This window comes from Flavobacterium sp. CF136, assembly GCF_000282055.1.
Lineage (GTDB): Bacteria > Bacteroidota > Bacteroidia > Flavobacteriales > Flavobacteriaceae > Flavobacterium.
In genome coordinates this window covers 16008-34977 of the sequence record NZ_AKJZ01000108.1, presented here as the reverse complement: position 1 = coordinate 34977, position 18970 = coordinate 16008, and the positions used below count along the sequence as shown (strand labels likewise).

Genomic DNA, 18970 nt, shown 5'->3' with positions numbered 1-18970 from the left:
ACGCCGTAGCGCTAGTGAAAGCTAATCCTGTCGGTGCTGCCGGTGCTGTAGTCATCGATACGGCTGTGCATAAAACACCATCTCCTAAGGTATTAGAGGCTAGAACCTGAACGTTATAAGCAGTTGAGGCTGTTAACCCTGATAAAGAACCCGTGGTTGCTGTCACAGTACTTTTATAAACTCCATTTTTATATATTTTGTAAGTGGTAGCTCCTGCAACAGCTGTCCAGGAAAAGTTTACAACTGCTGCCGTAGCACTTGTAAAAGTTAATCCTGTCGGTGCTGTGACCAATGTACTCATCGATACAGCAGTACATAAAACACTATCTCCTGCTACATTAGATGCCAACACCTGGACATTATAAGTTGTTGAGGCTGTTAATCCGGATAAGGAACCTGTGGTCGCAGTTATAGTACTCACATAAATGCCATTTTTATAAATTTTGTAGTTGTCAGCTCCAGTAACAGCACTCCATGAGAAGTTTACTGATGTGGCTGTAGCACTAGTGAGAGTCAGTCCTGTTGGCATTGGCGGTACTGCAATACAAGTACCATTAGCATTAGCAAAATTTTGACCATTCCCGGTTATTTCATTTGCTGCCTGAGTATCTGCATCTGCTTGTGAGACAGTTGAAGAATAAGTACCTGCCGGAACTGAATATACGCAGGATGACCCTACTGAGCCAGCCGCACAAGCCTGTTTAGTAAAAACAGCATTCTTCGCAATATTTGTATATGTAGTTATAGGACTGAAAACTGTTGTACAATTTGTTTGCTGTCCAAAGTAATTATAACAATATCTTTGTAAAACATTAAAATCCTGGTCTTTTATAAATGCTAATCTCTTATAACTATCATATTCATAATAAGTAATTACACCTTTAGAATCGGTTATAGTACTTATTCCTATTAGTGGCCTGTAGGTATATGTGGTAACTATGGCATTTGGCAGATTAGCACGCAGACTGTTTAATGCAATCAATAAATTGGTTTCGGTACCTGTATCTGATAAGGTTTGCAAATTAGCAACATAAGTTTCCACTGTATTATAGGTGGTATTTTCTATTTTGGCAATTGGCTGGGTTTTATTATATCCCCAGATGATTGATACAGGTGTACCCCCTTCAGGAGTATACTGATTAAGATTACCGTTACTATCATATAGATCATAGGTTACTTTCCTGTCATCTGATTTTTGTATATCTATAGTTCCTGTACCTTTTAATGAATATGTTGCTGTAGGCAAAAGTAAACCACTTGTTTTTACAGCATCTGTTGTAAACTTTGTAGTCTGTTCGCTTATTTTTTGATTTGCGGTTAAAACCTGAGTCGTTACAGGAAAATTAATCCTGTTGGCATCTACTAACTGCTGCATTGCGACAGACTGCACTCCTGAAATTAAATCAGTTGGATAAAAAGTTTTGTTTTCTAATGTTTCGCTTTTACTGTTGATTGTTTTTTCAGAAACAACTTGATTTTTTAAATTGTACTTGTACTCAGTTGATTTGGTAATTGGATTTAGACCATTAATATCATAAATAATTTCTTCATTTGAAATAGGATAGTAGTTGTAAGTATATTTTTTTAAAGCAGAACAAAAAACCAGGGCATCACCTTGTGAAACGCTATATGATCCCGAATTTACTATCTGTCTGACATAATCATCAAATCTATTATTGTCATTTCTGAAAACAGATTTTATTTTTTTTACACAGATGTCAGCTGAATTATAATCTTGTATTCCTATAGTTTTACCTCTTTCAATATCTAAAGATGATGATGGTATATAAGGTCCATCATCAATAGTCCAGCCAAGGGTCATAAGAGGAGCTTTGTCATAATGACTAATTCCATTTAAATCCGGACCAAAATTTGTGAAATAATATTTCCTATATGAATCATCTTTATTTACTTCAACAACTTCATCATACCCGATATGAGATCCCGTTGAATAACCAAAATTAGTTAAAGAATTGTAGTTCCTCAACGTTAATGAGACGGTAGTTGAATTATTTACAGTAGGACGATTTGTGATATAAAAATCATATTGAGGTATACCATTAAGTACGCCACTTGAGGACAAACTGCTTAGGTTTGATTTTGTAATATTATTATAATTTTTGACGTAATAATATTTTTTTTGAGATAGTGATACATCATTAGTGTCAAAATTCTCAATTGAGAGAATCCTGGAACCACCGGCATAACCCGTTTTATCAGTCAATGCATCTCTTTTTTGAGAAACTACCTTTGAGTAATAATGGGGTTCCCACGCAAATTTTGTATAACCTCCTGTCGGATATTTAATACTTGTAATTAAGCCTTTGGTGATATAACTTGGACCAGATTCTTTTTTTTGAAATGTAGTTGAGAGACTGCTTTGTAAAATATCAATATTGTTAAAAAAGCCCCAATGATCCGTATTATTACCATCCAGGCCTGGCATCCCGGCTACATCATTATATCCAAAAGAATAAAATTTACTATTGTTTTCATTTAATTTGGTTAATGTAAATCTTTCTGTGGTACTTTCGTTATATCCAAAATTAATTTGTTTCACCTCATTGTTTGAAACATCTTTAATAGTTATTTTATCTAATTTTTTTATCTGGAGCAGGTTCAAATTATAATCTACCAGAAAAAGAGAATGATTAGGCGTAATTCTTTGATTAAGTTGGTTGTCACTGTATTTAAGGGTTTTTGCTACAGAACTATCAAATGTGATTGTCTGATTTTTTGTGTCAATTTTCGACAAATAAACAGGAAAAACATATTGACCGGCTAACTGATCTTGTACAAGTGGGGTTACATTTCCTGCGGAATCACCACCATCCCTCAAATCTGCAAAGGAAACAGCGTTTCCAAAGTATCCTAATACACAAGTTATATAATCTCGTTTGTATTCAAAATTTACATATTCACCTTTGTAGTTTTCTATTTTTTTTAAAAGCCAGGAACTACAAGCGTAATTAATATGCTCTGGAGCATAACTTGATGAAAATTCCAATGCATCATCACCTCCAAAAGTATATCTGTTACCATCATCAGTAATTAAGGTAAATTTTTTAAATGTTCGGCCTACTTCATCACAAATTACACCAGTGGTAGGATTGTAACTGTTAATAATAGTTGTTACTTCCAGAGGATAAATAAAATCATTATTAAATTCTACAACTATGTGCTCGTCAGAAGCAACGACCCATTTGCCATTGTCATAGTAAAAAGTACCACTATGTCCTAAAAAATTAAATGAAAATTCATCGGAATTAATATCGTACTTTTTAATATCCCCATTATGAGAGGTATTTTTATATATTAGCCAGTCTTTATTATACCAGTCTGCATTTTGAATAGCAGCACTGCCTGAATCTCCTGATTGTATTGTGCTGCAGGGGAAAAAAGGTATATAATTTTGAGCAGTAGGCATTGACTCGTTCGAAAACTCATCTTTCCGCCCCCGAATTCTTCTTGTTATTGATCCATTACAATTCAGGTTCCAGCCTAAACCAACCCAACCTGGATTTTGAGCCGGTTTCACTGAGCTTGGATGATAACTTAAACTTAATGGAACACTTATAGTTCCTGTTTCAAGCGTATACAAGGGTATACTTATATTAGGTGTTCCGGTAAACAAACTGACGGAAACGTCTCCGTACGTCCCTAATGCTGCTGCATTAGGACTTTGGATTTTGGGAAGAGGGGTTGATTGTGCAAACCCTAATTGGTAAAAAAAATAAAATACAAAACTTAATTTAATAATTTTCATGAAAATATTTACTGTTTTAATTTATTTAATAATAATCTAATGTGTGATTTTTTAATATTTATATTCAATGTTAATACAAAAAAAAATTACAGATGCATGGATAAGCTATAATAAAAATATCCTGTCCCTCTTTATGGGTAAATTTTAAAATTCCAGCCTTAATTTATTTATTGACTTTCCTTATCGGCCTTAAAACTAATTTTTGAATTGAGCTCATATCTTTTTTTAAGATTAAATTTATTGTTCGTAATTCTTCAGTCAAATGGAGCCGGAAATGTTTTTCTTGAATTTTATATTCCTCATAATAATTTTAAAATTGCTAGTCATTGTTTCTTCATTATGAGTACAAAAGGATATTTGATATTGAGTTCATTTTCAAGTTTGTACTGGTCAGCAAGAAGTCTGTTTTATTTATAATAAAAATCCTTCTTTATTGCAGTTTTTACTTTTGATAGACCAACATTGTTTAATGTCATTACAAAAGTATTGATCTGTCATTTGTTGAATTTTGACCGAAGACAATTTAAACCTGGAACATAAATAAGGTAATAAAAAGAAAGTGCATTTTTAAGCATTCTTTAGAGATTTGTAAATAGTATTTTTCCTGTAAATTTTTCACCAAACCTACCTCTATTAATTTCTATTTTATAATACTATTTTATCAGAATAGAATGCTATTCTAACTTATTTGACACACATTTTTTTGCCTTTATGAACATCAAAGGCGATGAATGAAAGTACTTTGATTTCGGTGAATTTCATTTTTCATACCTTAGCAGCCCATTATCCTATCTTAACTTAAAACATGACAAAAAAAATACTTCTTATTATATTATTTATCTCATTTAATTCATTTGCACAAGGAGAAGCCAATATTTGGTATTTTGGTTACAAGGCAGGATTAGATTTTAATAAGTGAATCCAGTTCCAACTATTCTATTAACGGAAGACGAATTAGTATGCAGTGATTTGCCAACTTTCACCAAAACAATCAATGCGGGTTTAATAGATGAAACTCAAAAAACAAATTATACCTACACTTGGACATTAGATGGAAGCTTAATTATTGGTGAAAATCAGTATGATTTAACAGTCAATAAAAAAGGTATCTATAAAGTAGAAACCACTAATAGTGTTGGGTGTTCCAGAACAAGAACTATTACCGTAAATGCATCCGATAAAGCAACAGTACAAGTCGATATTGTTGATTTATCCGTAGAAAACAGCATAACTGTTTTGACAACAGGATCAGGTGACTATGTTTTTTCTTTGGATAATGAATTTGGCGACTATCAAAATAATAATATTTTTGAAAATGTTCCGTCAGGAATTCATACTGTTTATGTAAAAGACCTGAATGGCTGTGGCATCATTCCAAAAGAAGCTGCCATTTTAAGGATTCCAAAATTCTTTACTCCTAATCAGGACGGTTCTAACGATACTTGGAATTTAAAAGGGGTCAATTCTGTTTTTAATGCAAAAATAACAATTCAAATTTTTGATCGCTATGGAAAATTACTTAAAGAAATCCGTCCCATGAATGAAGGTTGGGATGGTGCTTACATTGGGTAACAAATGCCTGCTACCGACTATTGGTATTCGATTAGACTAGAAGATGGAAGAAGTTTAAGGACATTTTACTTTGAAGAGATAAAAAAATCATTTTTTTTATCTCTTCTGTAAAACCGCTAAAAATAAGGTGTTTTTTTTTTAGTATAATGTTCAGATTTTGCACCAAGGAGCTCACAGTATACTCTGTTTTTTTTACTTATAATCTATATATAATTCAACAAACATTTTATGTGGTTAATTTCTGAGTTGATAATTATCGCAACAATTGTTTATTTCCTATCTTTGATATTGTAATAATTTAATACGCTTAATGTTAAGTGACCCTAACTTAAATAATATATCGTAACTCTTGTATTTACTGGGATTTTTATAAAGGTTTCAACCCTCTTTCTCTGCCGAATACTTGACCTACAATAAGGATAATAGTGTTTTTGGCCGGAAACGTTTTCATCTCTTAAGAGATTTCTGCATCGGCAAATAAGACTGTAAAAGTCAAGAAACTTATTTTACAAGTACGCTTTTATATTTAGATATGTCTTTTAAGACAATACCAGTACCTATAACCACTGCTCTTAAAGGGTCTTCTGCAATATAGACTGGCAAATCGGTCTTCTGTGATATCCTTTTATCAAGACCACGCAGCATTGCTCCTCCACCTGCCAGATACAATCCCGTATTATAAATATCGGCAGCAAGTTCTGGTGGTGTCAATGAAAGCGTTACCATAATAGCGTCCTCAATTCTCTGTATAGATTTATCTAAAGATCTTGCAACTTCCCTAAAAGTAACTCTGACCTCTTTAGGTTTCCCGGTAAGCAAATCTCTTCCACGGACCGTTATATCATCAGGAGCCTCCTCAAGTTCTTCCATTGCAGCACCAACATCAATTTTTATTCTCTCTGCAGAAGCTTCTCCAATATATAAATTATGATGCGTTCTCATGTAATACAATATATCATTTGTAAAAACATCTCCGGCAATTTTAATAGATTTGTCACAAATTATTCCTCCTAAGGCAATAACCGCAATTTCTGTAGTTCCTCCTCCTATATCAACAATGATATTTCCTTTTGGTTGCATCACATCTAAACCAATTCCAATAGCAGCAGCCATAGGCTCATGAATTAAATATACTTCTTTCCCATTTACCCGTTCACAAGACTCCTTTACGGCTCTCATTTCTACCTCGGTAATACCGCTGGGAATACATACCACCATTCGCAATGCAGGAGTAAAAAAGTTTTTCTTTACTTCAGGTATATTTTTTATAAACCAGCTGATCATTTTCTCGGAGGCATCAAAATCTGCAATAACCCCGTCTTTAAGCGGACGGATTGTTTTAATATTTTCGTGTGTCTTACCCTGCATTAAATTCGCCTCTTTACCTACTGCGATAATTTTCCCGTTTCTAATATCCCTGGCCACAATAGAAGGGCTGTCTACTACGATTTTCCCGTTGTAAATTATTAAAGTATTAGCTGTCCCCAAATCCATAGCTATTTCCACTATCATAAAATCAAATAAGCCCATAATATAGTTTTGTTTAAGAACGCTATTGTTGTTGTTTTATTCTCTATAAGATAAAAAAATCAATGAAATCCCTATTGCCTGCCAAGGGAATTCTGACTAAACTTTTAACTGCTTAGTACTCCTCTATATCTTTTACAAAAATATCAGTAAATTGAAACTGGTTATTGGGGACTTATAACATGTCTAAACAGGGAAAAAATCATCTGATGACAGGAAATCCCTGTGATATGTTACATTCCTAAAAACACCTGTTTTACGTCAATACTTTATTATATTTGTCACCAATAAAAATGGAAGTTTTTTAACAGACTGACACTAGTGGTCATGTTCACATAAATCTCTTAAACAGTCTTTTACATGTGTGAAAATGTCGAAATAAATAAATCAATACCTTACAAGGTTACAGAATTACCCCTTACACAGGAGGATATCAATAAGTTAGGCAAGACACTTTCTGATTCCTATAAAATGAATATTTTATTATTACCCCTTTTATTAATTATTTATTTTTGGGGAGCCTTGTATTTTTGGATTTTTGCAGTATTTGTAATTATGTGCAATATCATTTTCACTAAGAATTATCTTTCAACTCAACAAGAAATGACAAAATTTAAAATTGTTATTACAGGAATTGTTACTGAGATAAGAAAAGATGAGGAAACTATAATAAGTTTTGGTAATGAACAATTTGACATCACATATGCAAATGCAACTTTCCCTATTGAAGTTAACGATATGATTTCGATTCACTATTCTAAAAAAGAAAATAATACAAAAGGGCAAATTCTTAACGTGATAAGAATTAATTAACCCGTTGGGTGAAATTAATTTTTGATGATGATTTTTCGTCGGTTCGAGTGATTTTCGATAGAAAATTGTATCGAGAACAAGAAAAATTTCATTAAAATGGTTCTCAATACATTTTTTAGCCAACCACAAGCAGTTGATTTGACAAAAGAAATACAAGTATTTTTTTTGCCCTTTCTATTGCCATAAATTTATTCAAATTTGCTACAATACTTGAAACTGCTTTACCATTCATCATTTTAAATAACGAAAATAATTCTACCTGATCCAGGTAAACTAATGGCTGTTCCAAATTAGGATGAATCAGTGCTTGTTTTATTACTATGTAATCATTATCAATTGCATAAACAGCTTTAAATGTAACATTAGAAGAAACAACAATTTCCTCATTCCAGAGTCCATATAAAATATAATCAACAGGAATTGGTTCTGCTTGTTTTTTTTCAAATACAGGTCTGTTATTATTAAACTCCTTTTCTAATTTAAGTATAAAATCGGTTTTATTTTTCGAAATTTCAAGTTGAAAGCCGGCTCTTTTCATCCAGAATTCTGATTTTTCACTGTAAGCCCATGCATTACGATAATAATCAGCTGTCCAATGTGCATGATTTACAACCGATTCTATCAATTTTTCTTCATAGAAATTCTTTGGATGTTGTGAATCCGGGTCTTTCAAATAGGTATTTATTGCAATAGCAACTTGCAAAGAAAAGCGCATTGCCTTTTCTACACCGGTAGAAGAAAGTGGGTCTAATGTAAAGGCAGCTTCCCCTATTTTTATAAACTGTTTATTCCAGGGATCTTCATTAACAAACGAAGTAACGGAACAAGTCTCTATAGGACTACTCTTTATTTTGCTGGCAAATGGCGAAAATAATTTTGTTTTATTTACTAAATCTGAAAGATGCGTTTCGCTATTCTTTTTTAATGTGATTGGATCTGTAAAAGTCATAATACGATAACGGTTATCCGAAACTGGAGATCCCCATAACCAGCCATCATCAACAGCTTCAATAAATGCTTCGTTAAAAATAGAATTACTGTCTATATGGGTCCATACCGCAACAGCCGAGGGTGCAATTGGGACTCTTTCATTTAAAAGTGTCCCTTTACGACCCCGTGCATCCAATACTATTTTTGATTTAATTTTAATTTCTGTCGAACCATTTATTATTTCTAATACCCATCCCTTTTTGGAGCTTATGGAGTTCTTTAATTTCCCGGGCTGTATAAGATATAATCCTTTAGAAACAGTGAATTTAAGTAATTCCTGATCGAGCTTGCTTCTGTCAACAATTATCCCTCCACTGTTTTGGCCGGGACGATCGTATATATTGGCTGCATTCTCCCAAATAACCCTGGCGGAAATATTTTTCAAATACATTGAATCTTCCAGTAAATGATCTGCATTTAAATATTCAAAAATATTGTGAATTCCGGGTGAAAGAGACTCTCCTATTTGTGGTCTGGGAAACTCTTCTTGTTCCAGCATTCCAACTGAATATCCCATATCTAATAAGCGTATCGCAGCACATAATCCGGCAGGACCTGCTCCAAGGATAAATACGTCAAAAATTTCCGGTAACATTTTCATTTACAATTAATTATTCCAATTGGGTTTTAATCGTGATAATCTTTCATTCGCTTGTATGGTATAAAACAGCCATGATCTTATATAATCACAGGCAGGTCTTCCTTTTTCAATTACTTCATGGTGACATCCACCCCCACAAAGATAACGGGCCCAACATTGTGAACAAGGCTCTTGCGTATTTACATGTCGGGAAGCAAGCCAATTGTTTTGCAAATCAGGTTGTATTCCTTTATTTAAATCTCCCATTTTTCCAACATCTTCGTTTACAAAACGATGGCAGGCAAATAATTCTTCATCTGCAGATACGCCCATATAACCTGCACCTGCACCACATGGGTAAGGTCTATGGGTTCCTTTGGAAATTTCTTTCAATGCATTTACCATATTCAAAAAAGGATAACGTTTTCCCGCTAATACATTTTTCTCAAAATTAAGTCCGCAAGCAATCATATTTTCTAACATGACAGCAAGCTGCTCTTGGTTCATTTCATTTTGTCCGTTGCTGGACCTCAACAAAGGAGAAAAGCCCACACCATGAAAACCCATTTGAATAAACTCGTCCAGAACAGCCGGAAGATTTGTGTTTTCCGGAGTAACTGTTACTCTCGCGGATACCTGCATTTTTTTTTGCAAAGCCAATAAAGGCTGAATGTTTTTTATGATTGTATCATAACTTCCCTTGCCTCCCTTCATTGGGCGATTAAGATCGTGATCTTTACCTATTCCGTCAAGACTAATAGTTACCGAAAAACCATATTCTTCAAAAAAAACAGCATCACTTTCTGTAACCAAAGTTCCATTTGTAGTAATGGAATAACTGACCTGTATCTGTTTTTTCTTTGCAATTGTTTCGGCATAAACAGTAGCTTCTCTAATTGCCTGCCTATTAATCAGGGGTTCTCCTCCTAAAAAAGTAAGCTGCGCTTTCCCTCCTTCCGGGCAATCTTTTAATAATAAATCGATGGCTTTAAAAGCAGTTTCCAAAGACATGTTTTTTGTTGGTCCTCCAAAATCACCCTGATCTGCATAGCAATACGTACACCCCATATTACATTTTTGAGCTATTGCTAATGATAAAGCATGTAATGGAGGACTCTGTAATGGCTCATCCGTAATATATTCCGGAGCATCCAGTCCCAAAAGAATCAGCTCCTTTTGCAGGCCTTTATCATCCTTTTTATCCATTAAAGAAGCTAATTTTTGTTCTACTTCCTGAGAAATAGTATAAAGCCGGCTTCCATTTGGAATAAAAATCTGAGTCGATTGTCCTCCTTTTACTAAATGCGCTTTAGCAGAACGCGGTCTGGATTGCGGAACAATCATTTGTGCCAACTTAGTTGCAATTGGCACATTTTTTTTCTCTTCGGCGAACCTATCAACAGCTTCTATCATTTCTTTTTTGTTGATTTGGGTTTTATGGTACTTTCTATTGCATCTTTTCCTTCAATAATAAAATTGAGTTCTCCTTGCCAATTTTCAAAGAGATCCTGATAGGAAATCAATCTTGAATTTTGCCAATCATCCGGAATATAGGATCCTGTTCGTTTTTTTGACATCCATAAATCCCCGGTGCTCAAACCATTTTCATCCGGAACAATATTTACAAAATCTGGTCTGCTGGCTGCCCAATAATAACAGGAACATTCACGGTAGTCATTTTGCCAGGGCGCACACAAGCCCTGAGTTAATTCCCCGGGTTGTAAAATAGTATCTGAAAATGCTGCACTATTGCCGTCGAATATTTTATTAACTGTTAATTTTACTTCAATATACTTTTCCTTATCATCCAATTTTTTTAAATCAACCACTACTTCCTCATTTGATTTCTCTGCTGTAAAATGACATATTACCTCTTGCCCTTGTTTTTGCAAAACATGAACCATAGAATTTGACCATTCCATAAAGGAAACACCATTCGGATTCGCATCTGTTTTTAAGGGCACATTATCACCATCCGGAAAAACAGGCCCAAATGTTTGTACCATTGTAGGTTTACCTTCTATAGCTACCAATCGGTGTCCTTTTAAATATTCAAGTTTTGGATCGGTAGCTTCAAGTACATAATTATTATTTTCAATAAGTACAATTCCGTTAAATGCTCTTCTCCAAAGATTTCTAAAATCAAATTCCAATCCGGGAAAGCAATTCGAAATTGCTGTTCTTGGCAAAACAGCAATAGGATTTCCAGTTCCTCTATAATGCAATTGTGCCGTTAAATTTGTGGCTTTCAATGGTGAACCATAGGATACTGGCAACGTATCCGGATTAGTATCCTTGAACATGGAAGTAGCTGCCGCCTTTATAATCATATTGATTTGTCGATAGGTAAAAGTAAGCGACCTGCCGTCGGCCCCACGCATCAATGCCGGCATTTTTCGAAGCGCTTTACTTGATAAATCACCTATTTCTGTAGGTTTTCGCAATAAATCACCAAACCATGGCGATGCACCTGAACTTAACCCGTTAAACACTCTTTCGTGTAACATCTGCAAAGCAAGATTATCGACAAGGGAGGTTGCCATAATAGGTTCAAAAAAACGTCCAAAATCATTTGTATTCTGACGTACCATTGTGCTGGCCACATTTTGTTTGCCTTCGTAACTATTCCCATTCATAATCGTTGTATTCATCATACGAATGGTCTCAAAAGCCCTGCGAATGATTTCTTCGGCTTCTTCTATACTTACTTCTCCTTCTATTTCTGTGCTTAATATAATTTGCTCTAACTCATCAGACACCACGCGAATTGGCAAAGTATCCGGAGCAAAAGATGGAGGTCCGGCACTAATATGTGCTTTGGCTGTTAATGTTTTTTCGTCTGAAACTTTTAGTTTAACGGTTACAAAACCATCACATTCATCATCAATATATCCCCAGCTTACCTGCCAGGTTTGTTGTTTATCATCTGTATAAGAATAACCGGCAAAAATTTGTGCCGGAACAGTGTAGAATATATTAGGAACACTGCCTTCTTTGTAACCTTGCCATTTACCTTTGGTTATATCATATAATATTAGGTTTTCGTCATTTTTAAAAGTAGGATCCTCTTCTATATCTTTTTCACCAGTACCTGTCTTTCTATATAAACTTGAACCATACACTTTACCTCCGGCAGGTGTATATCGCAATCTTAATCCTGGAAACTCTTTTGTTGGTTTTATATACTGAACAGATCCTAACGGCAATTTTTTATTCTTCAGAAAGTTGTTACACTCAGCTAACAATGGTTTCAGTTCGTGTGAATTAATGTTCGTAATTACTGCTGCCATTTTATCATTTATATCCGTGGTTCTTCTGAATATTTTTATGTTAGCAACATTTACATCCCAACTGATGTCTTTCAGGCTTAATCCGGACTGAACAAGTAATTCTTCTGTAAGGGGCACTAATTCGTCCGGCTTTTGATCTGTTATGGCAAACACTTCCAGAAAAGGTGAAACGGGATGTATTTTCCCATGTCTATTCGCCAGACTTGAAACATCTTTGAATTTTATATTTATAGGATCATGAGCTATAATTTCTCCTGTAATGGGATCTACGGATAAAGTCGTTTTTGGAATGATTTCTCTATAGTCAAGCGGCTTTTCTTTTGATAATTCAAGATCATACGCGGCCATTGGTTCATTTGATTCTCCTAATCTGCCAATTGCAATGGGCGGAAGAATTCTTAATTCTATAATTTTCATATCGTAGTATTTTAAATATTTTAATTGAATTAATTTGAAATTATACCAGATTATCTTGTGTTAAATTTACAATTGCCTGCAGCAGTTTTTGATCGGCTTCCTGTAATCCATTCAAATATTGAATATGAGGTTGAGTTTTAAAGTTCTTTAATTCCTTTATGATATTATTTGATGCTTCCAGAAGATCTCTATGCAATCTCCATCGATTATGTTCCCCGAAAGGCAGATCAAATGTATAAGGGAGTGTAAATGGAGGTCCGGCCATTTTATTGCTGTTTTTAGCTATAGGAGACTGAACTAAGATCGTAGCCAGGCTTCTCAAATTATACATTTCTCCAAATGCCGAATTGATGATCATACCACGAGGAGAAGAATTCCCCGAATTATTATAACCGTTATCCAATAAAAAACTATGATTTAGGAAATTAAGCAATAATCGATAACGAATATCACACAAATTTGCCCAAAGTATTGTTTGTGGATCTGTGATTTTATCACCTTGATCTTCTTCCTTTGGAATATCAGATCCGGATTTCACTTTTATATCTGTTTCTGAGCCTACATAAGGATTAGTAGCTACATTACGGGAAGGTTCAAACTTATCATGTTCTTTCAATATCTCTTTGTACTCTTTGTAAATATGCAAAAACCGCTCAAAATGAGATGGCATAGTATCCTTTGTATCTAAACCTTCTCCCTGCTCAGCTATTTCATTCAATGCATTATAAGCATCATCACGAGATAATAATGGCGCAACTAATACATCGGGACTTTTTGTATAAATACTTTTTCCGTCCGTTCCTCTGTTACCTCCGGTATATCCCCGACCCCATTCATCAAACTTAGCCTGACAGTTATAAGTTGCGGCCTGAAAAGTTTCATCCGAGATTACTTTCGGATCATTAATTAATTGAAGCAGTACTATAAACAATGCCCCAACAGTATGCGGATCATCTACGGTTATTTTTACAGATTTCTTAATTTCGGCCGCCAAAGGATCATCACTTTCCAGCCAGTCAGAAGAAGCTTCTGCATATACATATTTAGCAAGCGAACTAAGAGAAAATTTTTCTAAAGTAAAAGGAAAAGGATAAAAAGGGCTGTCCCAAGGATAACTTTCTCTTCCGAAATTTAAGGGGGCTCCAATCACTTTCAATACATTTTGAACTGAGATGAAATGCCCCATTTCTTCTTTGGCAATACCCAAAATTATGTTTTGCCAGGTATGCACTTTTTCCTGATACTTTTCCGGAATTTGAGCCCCGCCCATACTATAGGCAGCGTAAAGATACTGCAACATAAGGCCTTGCTCAATTTCGGCGTCTATCTGAAGCAGCATAGTAATGTAGTCTTTTCCATTAAATTCGGAAGGCACCTCAAAAGGTTTTGCACTGCTTAAATTATCAAAAGTGCTTATAGGACTATCACTAGCCATAAACATATTTTTTGCAGCGTTCACTTTTGGATCATTATTGGCTTTTGCCCATTCTAATATTGGTGAAATAAAATGGTCTCTTTTTGGATTGAAATTCATAATATCTTATTTAGTTAAATCTGTAATTGTTAGAGGTTAAACAGCTACGGTATTTCTATACAAAACACCGTAGAGTTTTTTTTTAAAAGTTTTACTCTTTATGATGAGGACATTCTGAAGCCGGTGCAGAAGATTCAATTTTACCGGAGTTTGAAAATTGCTCTTCAATTAAACGTCTCTGATCAAAAGGAACATCTTCTATTTTGCGAAGCGTATTTATCTGTATATGCGGCCAGCTCGTGGTACCGCCATCATCTCCAAAAGCAAATTCAAAAAATATAACCTGTTCGTATTGCAGCTGAAGGATTTCCTTTTCGTCTTCTACAACCGTTTCAATCCACATTCTCATATTCATTTCGACTGTAGGTACAAAACGATTTACGAATGGAACATTTAATATACCTCCTTGTGCTCCTGTTTTATTTTTGGATGACATCTGGATAAGTATATGATTTTTTATATTTTCTCCTTTGTTGGAATCGCGTAATCGTAAATCAGGTCTTACGGAATATGGATATAAATCATGAGCAAGTATTCGCTGTGTATAGATTTTATTTTCTCTGGGGTCATTCGTATTGTCAAGGTTTTCGGACACCCATGCAGGTGCAGGCGCATCAAGGTTTATGGGATCATTTTTTGCATCGGCACCTCCCATAGTTTTCGAAATTGAAAGATGGTCGTAGTCCCAGGCCGCATAACCTTCCGGAAATTGTGGCGCACCATCTGCCAGATAAGGTAATTCTTTTTTAACCGGCTTTGCTGATGGCTCCACGTCCCCTAATAAAGTTATTGTACTTCCATGCGGAATTACGCCACTGCGGGAAATAGAGTAATCTGGTATAAAATACGGGCCTGTCTGGCCTGCTCCCGGTTTAAGCTCTTTGGATGCAATAATTTCAGAATATGGTCGTCCATTTAAATTTTCAAGAGTTACATATTCCTTTTGCCCCTGATCATTTACAACCAGAAACAGTGTTTCGTCCTGGTATCCGCTTTTATATAAATCTTTATTCGGGTTATCTGGTGTTATAGCGTGTATACCACGATCTTCTTTAATGGATTTTTCGGTGGCTGCATAATTAAATACATCACTAAGCCATAAATACATACCGGTCTCCTCGTGAATTGGAGTATATTTTAAAGCTGTTTGACCTTTTACACTGTTTACGCTTTTAATACTTTGATCGTATTTAACAGCTCCACAAAATTGTTCATTTCCTCCACCTCGATTACGAACTCCTCCCGGAACTAAATTAAATGTTAGTTTTTCTATATACTCTTCACATTCGAAACTATATTTCCCTGGAATACCTCCTGAATTTGTACCTGGCGATGGCATAATGGTAGTATGTACCCCACTTCCGATTAATTGACTTTTACTCTGATCATTATTACTGTTATTATAGCTAACCCAGGTACCTTCTAATACTTTTAAAACACCGTAGTCTACATTCTTTACAATTTCCTGCAGGTCATTTTCATTAAAGGGTCTAATTGGATCCTCGATTAGGAGTTTTCCATACCCTTTCATCAAATTCTCTAATATTCCTGTGCTGCCTTTCTGAGCAGCTCCCAATAATACTTCTTTTCCCTTTTCAACCGATTTTGCAGTTAATTGAGATAAATTTATCTCATCTTCAGTGTTTTTACGTTTTAGCATAATATCGTTTTTTAAAATTAATAATCTGTATATTCAAAAGTTAGGTCTGCATTGTATTGAGAATCTAATAGCTGTTTCATCAAACCAACAGCCTGTTCCAATTCTTTTTGATTTCCTTCAACGGCTTTTTAGTTGCATGCAAAATTTCCTGTATGCTTTTTATTAAACTAAACATAACACAACTACTTATTAAACAGATCGTTATTTAGCTTAATGTTACTAAAAGATATAATAATTAACTTCTAAAAAACACTTCGGTTTTTTAACTGATTTAAAATTATATATTAGAATGCCTTACATTTTTTTGGAATTTTATTCTTACAATAGTAAAGTAAAATTTCAAAAAATGAGTAGGTATTTTTACCTGTTTTTAAATATATTTTATGTGGAGGTCCTTTTGGATTCTATCGTATCTGTAAAACAAAACAGCTAATTTGCAGACTTACATATTTACGCTTTCAACTCACAGAATGATTTAAACATAGTAACCCCAGGATTTTATCGTCTGGTTCTTCTCAGCATATGTGCAAACAAAAAAGAGTTAAGATATTTATTAAAATATCTTAACTCTTTTTTGTTTCGTAAAAAGGAACATAAAACTGAACCTCGTTTTTGTTTGTTTTTCTTCGAAATATACCCTGTAGGCTAAATTACAAAAACAGTATTGCCTTCTACTTTTATAATGCTATATTCCCTTCTGAATCTATTTTGTTTTAAATTAAAAATCAAAACATTATAAACAGTTACTTCATCTTTTTCATGAATATCTTTTTTATTAGTATCAACAAAAACAATCCCCGAAATTTTATTCTTTGATTGTCCAAAAACAAAACATACAACTTAACAATAAAACTAAACTTGGAATTATTTTATACATGGTATTTATTTAATCTGGAATTATAAATCAGTTTTCTTTCTTTTCAAAGTTTTTACTTCTTAGAAAGCAACTGCATTATTTTACTGTAAATTTCGATGTTTTGATAAACTCCCATAAAATTTTGAGCTCCTGGTCCGTATGCAAAAACCGGAACTGTTACAGCTGTATGGTCGTTGGTACTAAAACTTCCGTGTACATATCCTTTTTCTATACTTCCATCTATCAAAGAAAGTCCGCCGGTTTCGTGGTCAGCCGTTACAATCAATAATGTTTCCGGGTTTTTATCTACAAACTCCATCGCCTGCCCTACAAGACGGTCAAAATCTAACAATTCCCGAACCACGTATTCTACATTATTACTATGTCCGCCATAATCAATTTGCGCACCTTCTGCCATAATAAAAAACGGATTTGGAGATTTTGAGAAAGTTGTTGTGGCTTTTAATAATGATTTGGCTAAGAAATCCCCTCTTCCGTTTTTTCTGGAAACTACTGCAGCATCTTCTAACACTACAAAACGATTATTGCTGATTGTATCTAACGAACTGAATTTATCTGAAAAAGTATACCCTTTCTTCTGTAATAACTCAACAAGGTTTTTACCATCTTTTCGGGACTTAAATTCGTTTGGTCCACCTCCAATTAAAATATCAGACGGATTAGATAAAAAATCTTCCGCAATAGCGCCATTATAACTTCTGTCAGATTGATGCGCATAAAAACCTGCTGGGGTTGCATCGGTAATATCGCCGCACGAAATTATGGCTGTTTTGTAATTCTTTTTAGCCAATTTTTCCGTGATTGATTCTAAGGGGTTTCCTTTTTCATCTACACCTATAAATCGATTGTTGGTTTTATGTCCTGATGCCATAGCAGTAGCTCCCGCAGCCGAATCTGTAATATAACTATCTGCAGAACTCGTTATCGAAAATCCTTCAGTCGGAATATTAAACATATTTAATCTTCCTTTATTAGCTGTATAACCAGCATAAATCTGACTCAGTCCCATTCCGTCACCAATAAGAAGTATTACATTCTTTGGGTGTTTGTTTTTAGGAAACACCGATCCGTTTTTGGGAACATAGGTGTCGTAAAACTCGGTATTTTGATAGAAAGTTGATTTTATGTTTTTAATGAATTGTGTTAATGCCGAAGTATTATCTGTTGCAATATAATCAACATGCAGGTTCATTAAAGTCGTCCAGGTATTTACATTATCCTGAGTAGACCAAAATCTGATTTTTTTATTCTGATTATGCACTTCTTTAATTATGGCTTGTATTTTCTCTGAATCTGCATGGGTCAAAACGCCTTTACCGTTCCAGGCAGTATGATCTTTCATATCTTCGCTGATCATTTCTACACGTGACAATTCTTGTGCAGTATATGTTTCTTTAAGCCTTCCGTCAAAATAAATAAAAGCCGGATACTCACTCCATTTTGATGGAGATGGCCTGTTCCCAGAAATCACAACTTTGAAGTTTTTGTTTGAAATCAAATCGGAATACGTTTTTAACTGCTCCACAATTGCTTTTAAAGTAACATCTGCTTCAGACTTAATATCAATCATCAGGATTAATGGTTTGTCACTTTTGTAAGCTTTACCGTTTAAGGCTTTAAATTTCAATAAAAGCGGTTCCAGATAAAGACTTCGAAGCGAATTATTGGGGTTAATTTCTTCTAAAGTATGAGAAACCAGTAAATCGTTTTTTACTAAAAAAACATCTGCTTCTATAACACCTGTTTCATTAGCATAAGCTTCATAAAAAGGCAGTGGGCCTGCATAATCATTATGAGAATGAATATTGGCAGAACTGTATTCTTGTGCCTGCGTGAGCAAACCAAATTGGAGGCAAAAAAGGAGGATTATTTTTTTCATTTAAAATATATTTTATTCATCCTAAAAGCCGTAGGTAACTTCAAGAAGATGAATTTAAGTTGTTG

10 protein-coding genes are annotated in these 18970 nt (G+C 34.4%); 2 read left to right on the top strand and 8 right to left on the bottom strand.

Going from position 1 to position 18970, the window contains the following annotated elements:
• On the bottom strand, positions 1 to 3766 hold a 3766-nt coding region (locus PMI10_RS21225), incomplete at its 3' end, for a DUF5977 domain-containing protein (protein ID WP_007811701.1).
• A gap of 915 nt (positions 3767 to 4681) precedes the next feature.
• Between PMI10_RS21225 and PMI10_RS21220 the strand changes: the two genes are divergently transcribed.
• Positions 4682 to 5338 (top strand): T9SS type B sorting domain-containing protein, encoded by a 657-nt coding sequence (locus PMI10_RS21220; RefSeq protein ID WP_007811700.1) that lies wholly within the window; start codon positions 4682 to 4684, stop codon positions 5336 to 5338.
• Between the two features lie 501 nt (positions 5339 to 5839).
• On the opposite strand, the gene PMI10_RS21215 is transcribed toward PMI10_RS21220, so the two are convergent.
• Positions 5840 to 6868, bottom strand: a complete 1029-nt coding sequence (locus tag PMI10_RS21215; protein ID WP_007811698.1) for a rod shape-determining protein — start codon at positions 6866 to 6868, stop codon at positions 5840 to 5842.
• Positions 6869 to 7225: 357 nt separating this feature from the next.
• Here PMI10_RS21215 and PMI10_RS21210 point away from each other — a divergent pair, with 357 nt between their 5' ends.
• Positions 7226 to 7678, top strand: a complete 453-nt coding sequence (locus PMI10_RS21210) for a hypothetical protein (protein WP_007811696.1) — start codon at positions 7226 to 7228, stop codon at positions 7676 to 7678.
• 115 nt (positions 7679 to 7793) lie between these two features.
• Here the strand turns inward: PMI10_RS21210 and PMI10_RS21205 are convergent, their stop codons facing one another.
• The 6 genes from PMI10_RS21205 to PMI10_RS21180 form a co-directional block, all read right to left on the bottom strand.
• Positions 7794 to 9263 (bottom strand): flavin-dependent monooxygenase QhpG, encoded by a 1470-nt coding sequence (locus PMI10_RS21205; RefSeq protein WP_007811693.1) that lies wholly within the window; start codon positions 9261 to 9263, stop codon positions 7794 to 7796.
• Positions 9264 to 9275: 12 nt separating this feature from the next.
• Positions 9276 to 10661: a radical SAM/SPASM domain-containing protein gene (locus PMI10_RS21200; protein WP_007811691.1), complete on the bottom strand. Its 1386-nt coding sequence runs from the start codon at positions 10659 to 10661 to the stop codon at positions 9276 to 9278.
• On the bottom strand, positions 10658 to 12955 hold the full coding sequence (locus tag PMI10_RS22275; RefSeq protein WP_007811690.1) for a hypothetical protein: 2298 nt from the start codon (positions 12953 to 12955) through the stop codon (positions 10658 to 10660). The genes PMI10_RS21200 and PMI10_RS22275 overlap by 4 nt, the downstream gene beginning before the upstream one ends.
• A 40-nt stretch (positions 12956 to 12995) precedes the next feature.
• Complete coding sequence (locus tag PMI10_RS21190) at positions 12996 to 14489, bottom strand: ferritin-like domain-containing protein (protein WP_007811688.1); 1494 nt, start codon at positions 14487 to 14489, stop codon at positions 12996 to 12998.
• Positions 14490 to 14580: 91 nt separating this feature from the next.
• Positions 14581 to 16149: a peroxidase, FMP-type gene (locus PMI10_RS21185; RefSeq protein ID WP_007811686.1), complete on the bottom strand. Its 1569-nt coding sequence runs from the start codon at positions 16147 to 16149 to the stop codon at positions 14581 to 14583.
• A gap of 929 nt (positions 16150 to 17078) precedes the next feature.
• Positions 17079 to 18905: an alkaline phosphatase gene (locus PMI10_RS21180; RefSeq protein ID WP_007811684.1), complete on the bottom strand. Its 1827-nt coding sequence runs from the start codon at positions 18903 to 18905 to the stop codon at positions 17079 to 17081.
• Positions 18906 to 18970 lie beyond the last annotated feature (65 nt).

What these genes read in the sequence shown, in the direction of transcription:
- PMI10_RS21210 (WP_007811696.1), top strand. Translation starts at nt 7,226, where the DNA reads ATGTGTGAAAATGTCGAAATAAATAAATCAATACCTTACAAGGTTACA.
- PMI10_RS21200 (WP_007811691.1), bottom strand. Translation starts at nt 10,661, where the DNA reads ATGATAGAAGCTGTTGATAGGTTCGCCGAAGAGAAAAAAAATGTGCCA.
- PMI10_RS21180 (WP_007811684.1), bottom strand. Translation starts at nt 18,905, where the DNA reads ATGAAAAAAATAATCCTCCTTTTTTGCCTCCAATTTGGTTTGCTCACG.
- PMI10_RS21215 (WP_007811698.1), bottom strand. Translation starts at nt 6,868, where the DNA reads ATGGGCTTATTTGATTTTATGATAGTGGAAATAGCTATGGATTTGGGG.
- PMI10_RS21190 (WP_007811688.1), bottom strand. Translation starts at nt 14,489, where the DNA reads ATGAATTTCAATCCAAAAAGAGACCATTTTATTTCACCAATATTAGAA.
- PMI10_RS22275 (WP_007811690.1), bottom strand. Translation starts at nt 12,955, where the DNA reads ATGAAAATTATAGAATTAAGAATTCTTCCGCCCATTGCAATTGGCAGA.
- PMI10_RS21185 (WP_007811686.1), bottom strand. Translation starts at nt 16,149, where the DNA reads ATGCTAAAACGTAAAAACACTGAAGATGAGATAAATTTATCTCAATTA.
- PMI10_RS21205 (WP_007811693.1), bottom strand. Translation starts at nt 9,263, where the DNA reads ATGTTACCGGAAATTTTTGACGTATTTATCCTTGGAGCAGGTCCTGCC.